Here is a 12,972-nt window from a genome sequence, read left to right on the forward strand (position 1 = left end):
GCCGGCGCGCAGGTGGGCGCGGATGGACTCGTCGGTCAGGCCGGCGGCCAGGGCACCGGCGCGGGTGGCCACTCCGGCCTGTTCGTCGAACACCGGCACCAGCGTGCGACCCGCACCGGCGCGGCGCCACCCCCGGCCTGCGCCTGTGGAAAACCGTGGACCAAGAACGCCGCCGGAAGACCGTAAATCAAAGCGCCGGTACCGGTTACTCGTCGCCGACGAGGGTGGTGATGTAGCGGTCGATGGTGGTGACCGTGTCGGGGGAGGGCTTGACGAACTCGATGCCGACCTCGCCGGCGGTGTCGGTGTCGAGGTGGCGGACCGCGCGGCCCTGGAGCTGGAGGCGTTCGTCGCCGAGGAGCAGGGTGAGGTCGACGACCGTCTCGAGGTCGGGGCGCCAGCCGGACTTCGAGGCGCACCGCAGGCCGGAGATGCTCAGGTCGAGCAGGTCGGCCTCGGCCCGGACGGGGCCCTGGGTGAGCAGGACGGTGCCCTCGACGGCGGCGCGGTTGTGGCGGCGGCGTTCCAGGCGGTCGGTGACCTGGGCGAGGCTCTCGATGCGGGTGATGGCGGTGCGCACCGCGCCGACGAGCTGCTCGACCGAGGCGCGCTGGCGGGCGGCGACCGCGGTGAGCTGGGCGGTGACGTCGCCGACGGCGTTGACGCCCTGGCTCATGTCGGTGATGACACCCGCCATGGCGGAGGCGTCGGTGCCGAGGGCCTCCACGGTGCTGGTGATCTCGCCGGTGGACTCCTTCGTCTTGGTCGCCAGGTTCTTCACCTCGCCGGCGACGACGCTGAAGCCGCGGCCTGCCTCGCCGGCGCGCGCGGCCTCGATGGTGGCGTTGAGGGCGAGCAGGTTCGTCTGGCCGGCGACGCCGGCGATGAGGTTGGCGATGCCGTCGACGCGGCCGAGGCTGGTGGTGACCGCGCTGATCACGGAGCCGGCGTCGGCGGCGCGGTCCATGACGGTGCGGGTGACCCGGTCCGCGGCGGCGGCCTGCTGCTCGATCGCGTCCGCGGCGGCGAGGACGTCGTCGGCCTCCGCCATGACGGTACACATCTCCGCGAGCGCCGACGCGCTGGTCTCGTCGATGACCTCGCCCGCGCGGCGGCGCACGGTCTGCTCGGCGAGCTGCTGGCGCACGTTCGTCGTCATGAGCTGCGACTCCTTGGTGAGGCGCTCCTCGGCCAGGCTGCGCTCCTGCTCCTGCAACGCGTCGAGCATGGCGTCGATGGCCCGGCCCAGCACGGCGATGTCGTCGGTGCCCGACGGGTTGATCCGTAGCCGGTGGTCGCCGGACGCGACGATCTGCTCGGTGGTGCGCCGTAGGGGACCGACCCGCCGGCGTAGCGCTGCCCGTACCCCCCAAAGGATGCCGACGACGAGCAGGACCGTCGCGACCGTGACGAAGGCGAACAGCTTGACCGCGGTCGCGCTGGCGGCGGCGTGGATCGGGCGGGTGGCGACGACCTCCAGTACGACGCTGCCGCCGTTGACCGTGTCGATGACGGCCTCGACCGCGATGTGGTCGCCGTCCAGGACCTTGGTGCCGATGCGCAGGTCGCCGAGCTCGCTGTGCAGCGGGGGCTGCGGGTCGGTGCCGGTGCGCGCCCGCGGGGTGAGCCGCAACGGCAGGTCCAGGGCCTGGCCGAGGCGCGCGACCCGGGCGCCGTCGAGGCGTTTGAGCATGATCATCCCGCCGGACGGGGCGCCCTCGCCGCTGCTTCGGAACGTGCCGACGCCGCAGAAGAGGTACGGCGCGTCGGCGGACACGATGCCGCACCGTGACACGCCGGGCGCGGCGGCCGGGTCGAACAGCTGCCGCAGCACCGCCGGGTCCCGCAGTTGCTCCGGCGGGGTGCCGTGGGTGGGCGCGCCGGTTGTCATCCCGCCGACGCGCAGGGTGCCGTCGGCGCCGATGCCGAACATGCCGTCGATGTCGTTCGCGGAGCTCTGGGCCTCCGGCGGGAAGTCCGCGGCGAAGCCGGCCCGGTCGCCCGTGCCGACGTCGTGGTACGCGTTGTCCCACACCGCGTTCGTGGCGCCGAAGGCGGTCAGCAGCTGTGCCTGCGAGCTCAGGCCGATCTGGATCCGGCCGGCGTCCTGGGCGACCTGACGGGCCTCCAGCTTCTCGAACGCCCCGGTGGTGATCAGCTGCATCACCAGGAACGCGACGGCGAGTCCGGCGAGCCCGCCTGCGGCCGGCAGCAGCAGGCGGGACATCCGGCGTACGTTCGGGCCCACGATGACCAGTTCGGCACCGGGAGTCCGGACCTTACGGATCCGGGGCGCGGTCCGGGGGCGGTCAGGGCGCGGTAAGGGGCAGTTGGCGCGCAGCAGCTGCTCCGCGGTGCGGCGGAAGTCCTGCTCGCTCCCCACCGTCGAGGCGTCGTGGTGCCTCGAACGGTAAGGGAGCGATCAATGCCTGTACACGGTGCGAACGGTCAGTCACGCACCGTCGGAACGTCAGCGGCTGGTGCCGAGGTGGGCCATCATCGGTTCCGGGTACCGCGAGCCGTGGGCCGCGTCGGCCGGCACCGCCGCCTCGACGGCGGCCAGGTCCTGCGCGGTCAGCGCGACGGGGGTGAGCGCCTCGGCGAGCCGCTCCCGGGTCCGCGCGCCGACCAGCGGCACGATGTCGGTGCCCTGCGCGGCGACCCAGCCGATCGCCAGCTGCGCGACGGTCACGCCCTTGCGCTCGGCGACCGCGCGCAGCGCCTCGACCAGTGCCAGGTTGTGCTGGACGTTCTCGGGGGAGAAGCGCGGCCCGTGCGCCCGGAAGTCGCCCGGCGCCAGCGCCCGGTCGGCGCGCCAGTGCCCGGACAGCAGTCCGCGGGACAGCACCCCGTACGCCGTCATCCCGATGCCCAGCTCGCGCAGGGTCGGCAGGATGTCGTCCTCGACCCCGCGGGACAGCAGCGAGTACTCGATCTGCAGGTCGGCGATCGGGTGTACGGCGTGCGCGCGGCGGATGACGTCGGCGCCGACCTCCGACAGGCCGATCTCGCGGATCCAGCCCTCCTTCACCAGCTCGGCCAGGGCGCCGACGGTCTCCTCGATCGGCACCGCGGGGTCCAGGCGGGCCGGCCGGTACACGTCGATGTGGTCGACGCCCAGCCGGACGAGGGTGTAGCCGAGGAAGTTGCGGATGGCGGCGGGGCGGGTGTCCATGCCGCCCCACGCGTTGTCGGGGCCGCGCAGCGCGCCGAACTTCACGCTCAGCCGGACCTTGTCGCGGTCGCCGGGGCGCAGCGCGTCGCGGATGAGCAGCTCGTTGTGGCCCATGCCGTAGAAGTCGCCGGTGTCGATGAGGGTGACGCCGGCGTCGATCGCGGCGCGGACGGTGGCGATGCTCTCGGCGCGGTCGGCCGGGCCGTACATGCCTGACATGCCCATGGCGCCGAGGCCGATGATGGTGTTCTGCATGCCTCGACGGTGCCCCCGCCCGCGGGGCGGTGACAGCGGAGCGGTCTTCGTAGGAGCGCCGGTCCCTGGTTGCGCCGGGCCCCGGGACGCGACGATGGGGGCATGCAACGTGACGAGCTCGCCGACTTCCTGCGCCGCCGTCGGCTGGCGATCCGCCCCGCCGACGTCGGGCTCGCGCAGGGGCCGCGCCGGCGCACGGCCGGGCTGCGCCGGGAGGAGGTCGCGCTGCTGGCGGGCATGTCCACCGACTACGTGGTGCGCCTGGAGCAGGGCCGCAGCGCGCAGCCGTCGGCGCAGCTGCTGTCGGCGCTGGCCAGGGCGTTGCGGCTGACCGAGGACGAGCGCGACCACCTGTTCCACCTGGCCGGCGTCACCCCGCCGAGGGCCTCCGGCACGCACGCGCGGGCGGGGCTGCTGCGGATGCTCGACCTGCTCGGCGACACCCCTGCCACGGTCGTGTCCGACCTGGGCGAGACCCTGGCGCAGAACCGGATGGCGATGCTGCTGCTCGGCGACCAGACCGGGTTCCGCGGCGACGAGCGGTACCACGTGTGGCGGTGGTTCACCGATGCGGCGTGGCGCGCGGTGTACCCCGCCGAGGACGCCGAGCATCACGGCCGGGTGTCGGTGGCGGACCTGCGGGCGACCGCGGCGCGGCGGCACGGCGACGCGGACGTCGACGGTCTCGTGCGCCGGCTGCTCGCCGTCAGCCCGCAGTTCGCGGCGCTGTGGGGCGAGCACGAGGTGGCGGTGCGCCGCTCCGACCGCAAACGCATCGTCAACCGGCAGGTCGGTGTGGTCCACGTCGACTGCGAGACCCTGGTGACGCCGGACCTCGGGCAGAAGCTGCTGGTCCTGACGCCGCAGCCGGGCACCGACGCGGCGGAGAAGCTGGCGTTGCTCTCAGTGGTCGGCCTACAGCATTTTAGTGCATGAATACCCGCTGGTACGGACTTTCTTCACGACTTGCATTGACATCCGATAGTTAACTTTCCTATCGTTTCAGCCACCTGTCATCGTGCCGGTGGCGCCGCTTCGTCGTTTGGTTTCCGGGCACCCCACCCTGCCCGTCCGCCGCCGGCCGGCCATCCGAAGGAGCACCCTCTTGTCCTCCTCACCCACCTCGGAGCCCGGGACCGCCCGTCCCGGACGCCATCGGGCCCGGCGCTCGGCCTTCGCCGCCGGCGCCGTCGCCCTCGCCACCGCCGCCGTCGGCGGCATCGTCGCCCTGGCCAGCCAGCCCGCGGCCGACGCGGCGGTCCTGCCCAACGGTTTCCGCAGCGTCGGCTACATGCCGTCGTGGGCCGGCAGCGCCAACAGCATCCAGTACAGCAAGCTGACCCACATCAACTACGCGTTCGTGCTGCCCAACAGCAACGGCAGCCTGCAGGGCCTCGACAACCCGTCGAAGCTGCAGTCGATCGTGTCGCAGGGTCACGCGGCCGGCGTCAAGGTCTCCATCGCCGTCGGCGGCTGGAACGACGGCAACGACTCCGGCTTCGAAGGCCTCGCCGGCAACGCGACCGCCCGGACCGCGTTCGTCAACAACATCGTCAACCTGGTCAACCAGTACAACCTCGACGGTGTGGACATCGACTGGGAGTACCCGGACCCGGGCACGTCCGGCAACAACTACACCGCGCTCATGTCGCAGCTGAGCACCGCCATGCACAGCCGCGGCAAGCTGCTCACCGCCGCCGTCGTCTCCGAGGGCGGCACCGCCAACGGCGTCCAGCCGGCCGTGTTCGGCTACGTCGACTGGCTCAACATCATGGCGTACGACGGCGGCAGCCCGCACGCGAACTACGACTGGTCCATCGCGGCCGTCAACTTCTGGAAGGGCCGCGGCCTGCCGGCGAACAAGGCCGTCCTCGGCGTGCCGTTCTACTCCCGGCCCGGGTACTACACGTACAGCGACCTCGTGAACCGTGACCCGGCCAACGCCAACCGCGACTGCACCACCATCAACGGCGTGCAGGAGTGCTACAACGGCATCCCGACGATCAAGCGCAAGACCACGTGGGCCATGGCCAACGCCGGCGGCATCATGAACTGGGAGCTGTCCCAGGACACGAACACCAGCACCTCGCTGGTCAGCGCCATCTACACCACGGCCACCGGCGGCACCCAGCCGACCAGCAACCCGACCACCGGCCCGGCCGGCCGCACCGGCCGCATCACCGGCCTGGCCGGCAAGTGCGTCGACGTGGCCGCGGCGTCCTCCGCCAACGGCACCGCGGTGCAGCTGTACACCTGCAACGGCACCAACGCCCAGAACTGGACCGTCGCGTCCGACAGCACCCTGCGCGCCCTCGGCAAGTGCATGGACGTCACCAGCGCCGGCACCGCCAACGGCACGAAGATCCAGCTCTGGGACTGCAACGGCACGGGCGCCCAGGTCTGGCAGGCCCAGTCCGACGGCACCCTGCGCAACCCCGCCTCGAACAAGTGCCTCGACGTGACCGGCAACGTGTCCACCGACGGCACCCGCCTGCAGATCTGGGACTGCTTCGCCGGCGCGAACCAGCGCTGGGTCCTTCCGTAGGCATCGCTGGTACCGGGCCGCCTCTGTCTGTGCAAGGGCAGGGGCGGCTCGGCGTGTCCGGTCCTGGGTGGCCGGGCCGTGTCCGGTCCTGGGTGGCCGGGCCGTGTCCGGTCCTGGGTGGCCGGGCCGTGTCCGGTCCTGGGTGGCCGGGCGTGTCCGGTCAGTGCAGGTGGACCGGCAGGGTGGTGGTGCCGTGGATGAGCACGCCGGGGCGCCAGATCAGTTCGCACGCGGGCACCGCCAGGCGCATGCCGGGGAACGCGGCCAGCAGGTCACGGAACGCGATCTGCGCCTCCAGCCGGGCCAGGGGAGCGCCCAGGCAGTAGTGGATGCCGTGCCCGAACGCCAGGTGCTGGTTCTCGGGGCGGCCCAGGTCGACCTCGGCCGGGTTCGGGAAGCGCGCCGGGTCACGGTCCGCGCTGAGCAGCGAGATGGCCACGACCCCACCCGCCGGGATGGTGACGCCACCGTACGTGACGGGCTCCATCGCGACCCGGAACGTCGCGGTCTCCACGGGGGACTCCAGGCGCAGGAACTCCTCGACGGCGCTCGGGATCAGCGACGGGTCCTGCAGCAGGCGCCGATGCTCCTCGGGCCGGGTCAGCAGCGTCCACATGCCGTTGCCGATGAGGTTGACGGTGGTCTCGTGCCCGGCGATGAGCAGCAGGAACACCATCGACGTGAGCTCGTCCTCGTCCAGGCGGTCGCCCTCGTCGGTGCTCGCGATGAGCGCGCTGAGCAGGTCGTCGGCGGGCTCGGCGCGTTTCGCGGCGATGAGGTCGCGCAGGTACGCGAGGAAAGCGGCGGCGGCGGCCGGTACCCCGGAACGGTCGACCGACCCGGCGACCAGCACCCCGGTCCAGCGCCGGAACTCGGCCTGGTCCTCCTGCGGGATGCCGAGCAGCTCGCAGATGACCTGGATCGGCAGCTGCACCGCGTAGTCGTCGATGACGTCGGCCCGGTCACCGGCCCGCATGGCGGCGACCAGCACGGCGCTGAGCTGCTCCACCCGGCTGCGCAGCTGCTCCACCCGGCGCGCCGTGAACGCCTTGGCCACCAGCCGTCGCAGCCGCGTGTGGTCCGGCGGGTCGTTGGCCAGCAGGTGCCTGGTCAGCGGCCCGCTGATCTGCGGGTCGAGGGCCGCGGCGTTCTGGGTCGCGCCGATCCGCTTGGACAGCCGCGGGTCGCCGAGCGCAGTCCTGGCGTCGACATACCGGGTGACCAGCCACATCTCCATGCCGGTCGGCAGCTGCAGCCGGTGCACCGGCGCCTGCTCACGCATGGCGGCGTAGACCGGGTGCGGGTCGTCCCAGAAGTCCTGCGTGAACAGTTGCGTACTCGGCGCAGTAGTCACCTATTCACCGTAACCAATCATCACGCGTTTCGGGGTCCCGGTCACCGAACGTGATTTCTGCGGGTCAGTGCTTGGCGAGCCAGTCGACGAAGTGGACGGCCCCGATGCGGGCGTCCGGGCCCGGGGTCAGCGAGGTGTCGTCGAGCTCGGCGCCGAAGTACCGGGCGTGCGGGTCGGTCGTCACGTCCTGGATCGGCTCGGTGCCCTCGTGCGCGGCCAGGAACCGGCGGATGTGCTCGTCCATGCGGACGGGGTCGGGGCCGGCGAGCTCGACGATGCGGTTGACCGGGGCCGCCTGCGCGACGTCGGCGAGGGTGGCGGCGACGTCGTCCGCGGCGACCGGCTGGAACAGCGCCGGTGGCATCCGCACCGTGCCGTCGTCGACGCCCGCCTGCGCGATGGCGTGGGAGAACTCGTAGAACTGGGTCGCCCGCACGATCGTGAACGGCACGCCACCGTTGGCGAGCGTGGCCTCCTGGGCGACCTTCGCCCGCAGGTAGCCGCTGTCAGGCAGCCGGTCGGCGCCGACCACGGACAGGGCGACGAGGTGCGCCACCCCGGCGTCGCGGGCGGCCGCGACGAGGTTGCCGGCCGAGGCCCGGAAGAACTCCAGCACCGCAGCGTCCTCGAACGACGGCGAGTTCGCCACGTCGACGACGACCTGCGCACCGGCCAGAGCCTCGGCAAGCCCTTCGCCGGTGACGGCGTTGACCCCGGTCGCCGGCGACGCGGGCACGACGTCGTGCCCGGCGGCCCGCAACAACTGGACCAGCTTGCCGCCGATGAGGCCGCTGCCACCGATGACGACGATCTTCATGCACACTCCCTGGTTGACTCGCACAAAACGCCCCTGCGTCCGCCGCGCCGCACACGACGACGTCCCCGGTAGCTACCTCGCCAAGCAGCGGCAAAACCTGTCCCGCGCCGGTCTGGGTGCTGAGGAGGCTCCTGCGGCGCGAGCCCGGGTCCCATCAGGCGAGCGCCGGGACCGTTTGTTCGCCGGTTCGGGAGGTCTGGACGTGGTTGCGGATCGCGGCATGCGCGACGGGGAGCACAACGCGGTGGATCGCTGTGCGCCGGCAAACAGGAATCCGCCGGGTTGTATCCGCGGGCCGGACGGCGTGCACGCACATCGGCAGTTCCGCGATCCGGTCGCCGCAGATGTTCGTCTTCGCCGGTGCGGGCGCTCGCTACCGGTGGGCCTGGACAGGGTCGGTCTGCGGGAACATCGCGGCGAGTCGCGGCAGCCGGCGACTCGACTCGGCGGGGTCGTGAAGATCCCACCGCGTCTCCTGTGCCCGCTGCGGCACCGGGCCACCGCCCTGGGTGCGAGAGGTCTGAGCGTCGTAGATCAAGGAGTCCTCACCGAAGCGGCGTTCGTACTCGTGGACGGCCACGAACTCCAACTCCTCCCATTCTGGGTACTCCTCTTCTGCCCAGGTGCGCCAGTGCCGGCCCGCAAGCCGCCGCACCTCGGGCCGGTCAGCGAGCCTGTCGGGATCCTCGGCGACGGCGTCGACCGCGTCCCGGCCAAGGCCGACCAGCCACGCACGGAACCGGCTGAAGCTGTCATCGCTGCATCCGCCCATGATCAGTACAGCTGCATGCCACACCAGCCAGTGACTCACCCGGCCTGTCTGGTCGTCCAGGTGGTCCTGGAAGTCGACCAGATCGTCATCCGAAATGCTGGTGAGAGTCTCAGCGATCCAGTCAGCCCGCTCGAACAGGTCGGCGTTGGCCTGCGCGGAACCCTCCACGATCGCCCAGAAGCCGGCTACGTCCATACGCGAAGTATCGCGGAGGCCTGACGCGGGCGGTCACGTCGGCACTGCGGGCCGGCTGGGCGCTGGGTGCCGTGACCGATCGGCTCGAAGCCAGTCGCTGCGACTCATCCCCGTCCCTGTGCGATATGACAACGTTGACACAGAGGTATCGATGCTCTTAGCTGGAGGCTGTCCCGCCGGTCCGGTCCGCCAGCCAGCCCGAGCAAGGAGCCTTTGTGCGCTCGTACCTTCGTGCCCTCACCCTTGTGCTGGTCGCCGCCGGCGGCCTCGCCGTTCCCGGCGCCGCGCGGGCCGCGACGCCGGTCAGGATCATGCCGCTCGGCGCGTCGATCACCTGGGGCACCAGCTCCACCGACGGCAACGGCTACCGGGAGGCGCTGCGCCGCCATCTCGCCGACGACGCCGGGGTCGCGGTCGACATGGTCGGCTCGCAGCGCTCGGGTACCGCGGCCGACAACGACAACGAGGGCCATCCCGGGTACCGCATCGACGCCGTCGCGGCCGGGGCCGACACGTGGGTCGCCGCCGCGCGCCCCGACGTGGTGCTGCTCAACGCCGGCACCAACGACATGCTGCAGAACTACGACCTGGTCAATGCGCCGGCCCGCCTCAGCGCCCTGGTCGACCAGATCCTGCGCGCCGCACCGGCCGCGACGGTGGTGGTGTCGACGCTGGTACCGAATCCGGACGCGACGGTCGAGAGCCGGGTGCGGGCGTACAACGCGCAACTGCCCGGCATCGTCCAGGCCAAGGCGGCGGCGGGCCGGAAGGTGCGCCTCGCCGACCTGCACGCTAACCTGACGCTCACCGACATCGGGTCCGACCGCATCCATCCGACGGACGGCGGCTACCGCAAGCTCGCCGATGTCTGGTACTCCGTGCTGCAGCCGGTCCTCGGCGCCGGCCGGGCGTGGCCGCTGTTCCGCACCGACTTCGGCGCCGCCGCGCCGCCGCTCACCTGGGTCGACACCGTCCAGTCCGCGCGCAACGTCACCGGGTACTGCTGCGGCCTCACCGGCATGGAGTCCGGCCGCCGGGCCGAGCTCGCACACGGCGGCACGTACGCCCTCATGTACTCCGGCACCGACGCCAGCGCGAGCGGCTCGTACTCCTACAACCGGGTGTTCGACGTCCATCTGCCGCTGACGGCCGGGACGACGCTCACGTACTGGATCTATCCGCAGTCCGTCAACGGTACGTCCGTCGCCATCGACCTCGCCCTCACCGACGGCCGCTCGTTGCGCGACTCGGGCGCGGTCGATCAGTACGGGGTCAGGGCACACCCGCAGTGGCAGGGCGAGGGGCGCCGCCTGGTCGTCGGCCAGTGGAACCTCGTCCAGGTCAGCCTCGCCGCGCTGGCCGGCGGCACCGTCGACCAGCTGCGCGTCGGCTACGACCAGCCGGGCGGCACGGGCGCCTTCCGCGGGTACATCGACGACATTCAGATCGTCAACGCGCCGGTCTAGACGAGTCCGGCGGTCACCTTCGGCAGCGTCGTGCGGGTCACCTCGACGAGCCGGTCGCGCAGCTGCTGGTGCTCGGCCGCGGTCCATCCGGCCTGGTCGCGCCGGTCGACGGTGAGCCGCACATGCCAGGTGAGGTTGCCGTCGCGTACCCCGACCCGCACCGTCAGCTGCGACTTCGCCTGCGCGGTGGAGCCCTTCATGGTGAACAGGACCGCCTCGTCGCCGAGGCCCGTCAGCTGTACGGGGGTGTCGTTGAGCGCGGCGTCGCCGCCGACGAGCAGCCTGTAGTCGGCGGCCGCGGCCTCCTGCGCGGAGGTGACCCGGAGACTCGCGCCGAACACCGCCCGCACGTCGCCGTGCAGCCGCACCACGGTGCACGACGCCTCGCCGGCCCAGCCGGTCAGGCTGCGGGTGGGCCGGGGTGGTTCGGCCAGCCGCTCGTACAGCTTGACGAACGGCGTCAGGTCGAAACTGGCGCACAGGTCGTCGGGCATCTTGGCGAGGTTGTACCGCACCGCCGCGATGCTCGGGTCGAGGCTGCCCTCGGTCTGGTCGTCGCCGCCGTCGGGGAGCTGCGACAGGAGCACGGCGCCGCCGGCGAGCAGGACGACGGCGGCCGCCGCGAAGGCGACCAGGCGGGTCCGTGCGCGGCGGTGACGGGTACCGGTGGGCGACCCGCCGGCTGGTTCCGGGCGGTCGTTCGGCGCAGCGCCGGGGTTCGCGGGCGGGCCGGTCCACGGCGGCGCACTGCCGGCCGGTGCTGCGCTGTGGGCTGCCGCGGCGTTGCTGGCCGGTGCGTGCAGTGACGGTGCTGCGCTGACCGGGCCGCCGATCGGCGCGCTGATCGGGCCGCTGACTGGGCTGCTGCCGACCGGGCTGCTGACCGGGAATGCTGCTGTGCCGGCGTCGCGGCGCATCTGGTGCTGTGTCTGGGTTTCCGGGTCGGTGGTCGTGCCCGGCAGGGCGCCCTCGGCGACCACCAGCTCCGGCTGCTCCGCGACGACCGGCGCGATCCCCAGCGCCTCGTGCAGCATCGTCGCCACGAGCGGGATCCGGCTGGAGCCACCGACCAGGAACAGCCCCGCGGTCTCGGCCCGCGCCACGCCCGCGTCGGCCAGCAGCGACCGGGTCATCGCCACGCTCGGCCGCAGCACCGGCCGTATCAGCCCTTCCAGCTGCTCCCGGCCGAGCGGCACCTCCCTGCGCAGCGCCGGAACCATGACCACGGTCCCGCTGGCGCGCGACAGCATTTCCTTCGCGGTGCGCACGTCGTCCCACAGCTGCCGGCGGGTCGTCGCGTCGGTCCAGAGGCTGCCGTACGTCGCCTCCAAGAACGCCACGACCGCCGCGTCGACGTCGAGCCCTCCGAGGTCGTTGAGCCCGCCGGACGCGACCGGCTCGAACCCGTCGGCGCGCCGCCGGAGCAGGGTGACGTCGCAGGTGCCGGCGCCGAGGTCGTACACGATGACGCACGAACCGACCGGCACCTCCTGCGTGGTCGCAAGATACGTGGCGGCGGCGACGGGCTCCGGGACCATGTCCACGCCGGCGAACCCGGCCAGCCGCGCCGCCTCCACGAGCAGCGTCCGCCGCGCCGTGCCCCAGTCCGCGGGGTGCGTCAGCGTCACGGCGTCCACGACCCCCGCGACCCTGGCCGCCTCCACCGCGACCCGCCGCAGCACCGCCGCGATCAGGTCCACCACCTCGACCTCGGCGTCGCCGAGCAGCACCGTACGCTCGTCGGCCCGCCGCTTCGGGTTCGGCTCCAGCCGCTCGGGCGCACTGCGCGCCAGGTGCGCCGCGTCGCGCCCGGTGTGCAGCCGCCCGTCCGTCCCGAGCAGCACCGCCGACGCGAGCAGCGGCGACCCGTCGAACAGCAACTGCTGCACCCGCCCGTCCGGCCGCCGCAACACCGCGACCGTCGTGGACGTACCGAAGTCGATGCCCAGCCGGAACCGCCCACGCGTCATGGCGCGGCACAGTAACGCATCCCCTCCGCCTCCCGCATCAGCCCCCGCGGCCGCCGAACCCGTCACCCCGACCCGGCGGCCGCCCCACGCACCGCCCTGGCGGCGGGTTGGGCGTGACGGTTGGGCATGGCGGTTGGGCGTGGCGGTTGGGCGTGGCGGTTGGGCGTGACGGTTGGGCGTGACGGGTTGGGCGTGGCTGACCGGGGCCGGGTTGATCGGGTCCGGCGGATTGGTCCGGCGGATTGGGGCTGGCGGATTGGGGCTGGCGGATTGGTCGGCCAGGGTGAACCTGTAGTGGGCGGTGACGAAGCTGATGGGGTGGGCGGACGGGAGTGGGCGGGCCGGTGGCGTGGTGGGACCGGCGGTCTGGTGAGACCGGCGGTCTGGCCCGTTGCGGTGGGCGGATCGGGTGGGCGGCTCGCC

9 protein-coding genes and 1 pseudogene are annotated in these 12,972 nt (G+C 72.5%); 3 read left to right on the forward strand and 7 right to left on the reverse strand.

Annotated features, from left to right (window positions below; genetic code table 11):
- Positions 1-27: 27 nt before the first annotated feature.
- The 3 genes and pseudogenes from AB0H83_RS20750 to AB0H83_RS20760 all read right to left on the reverse strand — a co-directional run.
- Positions 28-99 (reverse strand): annotated as a pseudogene (locus AB0H83_RS20750) (hypothetical protein); the annotation flags it as partial.
- Between the two features lie 106 nt (positions 100-205).
- Entirely contained in the window at positions 206-2,383 is a 2,178-nt protein-coding gene (locus tag AB0H83_RS20755; protein WP_360096096.1) for a methyl-accepting chemotaxis protein, read from the reverse strand.
- Between the two features lie 87 nt (positions 2,384-2,470).
- A complete protein-coding gene (locus AB0H83_RS20760; protein WP_360096099.1) occupies positions 2,471-3,430 on the reverse strand; it encodes an aldo/keto reductase in 960 nt (319 codons plus the stop codon).
- 102 nt (positions 3,431-3,532) lie between these two features.
- Between AB0H83_RS20760 and AB0H83_RS20765 the strand changes: the two genes are divergently transcribed.
- On the forward strand, positions 3,533-4,366 hold the full coding sequence (locus AB0H83_RS20765; protein ID WP_360096102.1) for a helix-turn-helix transcriptional regulator: 834 nt from the start codon (positions 3,533-3,535) through the stop codon (positions 4,364-4,366).
- A gap of 169 nt (positions 4,367-4,535) precedes the next feature.
- Positions 4,536-5,975 (forward strand): glycosyl hydrolase family 18 protein, encoded by a 1,440-nt coding sequence (locus AB0H83_RS20770; RefSeq protein ID WP_360096105.1) that lies wholly within the window; start codon positions 4,536-4,538, stop codon positions 5,973-5,975.
- A gap of 160 nt (positions 5,976-6,135) precedes the next feature.
- Here the strand turns inward: AB0H83_RS20770 and AB0H83_RS20775 are convergent, their stop codons facing one another.
- The 3 genes from AB0H83_RS20775 to AB0H83_RS20785 form a co-directional block, all read right to left on the reverse strand.
- On the reverse strand, positions 6,136-7,329 hold the full coding sequence (locus tag AB0H83_RS20775; protein ID WP_360096108.1) for a cytochrome P450: 1,194 nt from the start codon (positions 7,327-7,329) through the stop codon (positions 6,136-6,138).
- Between the two features lie 64 nt (positions 7,330-7,393).
- Positions 7,394-8,146 (reverse strand): NAD(P)H-binding protein, encoded by a 753-nt coding sequence (locus AB0H83_RS20780; RefSeq protein WP_360096111.1) that lies wholly within the window; start codon positions 8,144-8,146, stop codon positions 7,394-7,396.
- A 373-nt stretch (positions 8,147-8,519) separates the two neighbouring features.
- Complete coding sequence (locus AB0H83_RS20785) at positions 8,520-9,113, reverse strand: DUF4240 domain-containing protein (protein ID WP_360096114.1); 594 nt, start codon at positions 9,111-9,113, stop codon at positions 8,520-8,522.
- A 215-nt stretch (positions 9,114-9,328) separates the two neighbouring features.
- Between AB0H83_RS20785 and AB0H83_RS20790 the strand changes: the two genes are divergently transcribed.
- Positions 9,329-10,579, forward strand: coding sequence for an SGNH/GDSL hydrolase family protein (locus AB0H83_RS20790; protein WP_360096117.1), 1,251 nt, complete (start codon positions 9,329-9,331; stop codon positions 10,577-10,579).
- On the opposite strand, the gene AB0H83_RS20795 is transcribed toward AB0H83_RS20790, so the two are convergent.
- Positions 10,576-12,549 (reverse strand): Hsp70 family protein, encoded by a 1,974-nt coding sequence (locus AB0H83_RS20795; protein ID WP_360096120.1) that lies wholly within the window; start codon positions 12,547-12,549, stop codon positions 10,576-10,578. The genes AB0H83_RS20790 and AB0H83_RS20795 overlap by 4 nt on opposite strands.
- Positions 12,550-12,972 lie beyond the last annotated feature (423 nt).

Source organism: Dactylosporangium sp. NPDC050688 (genome assembly GCF_040654515.1).
GTDB lineage: Bacteria > Actinomycetota > Actinomycetes > Mycobacteriales > Micromonosporaceae > Dactylosporangium.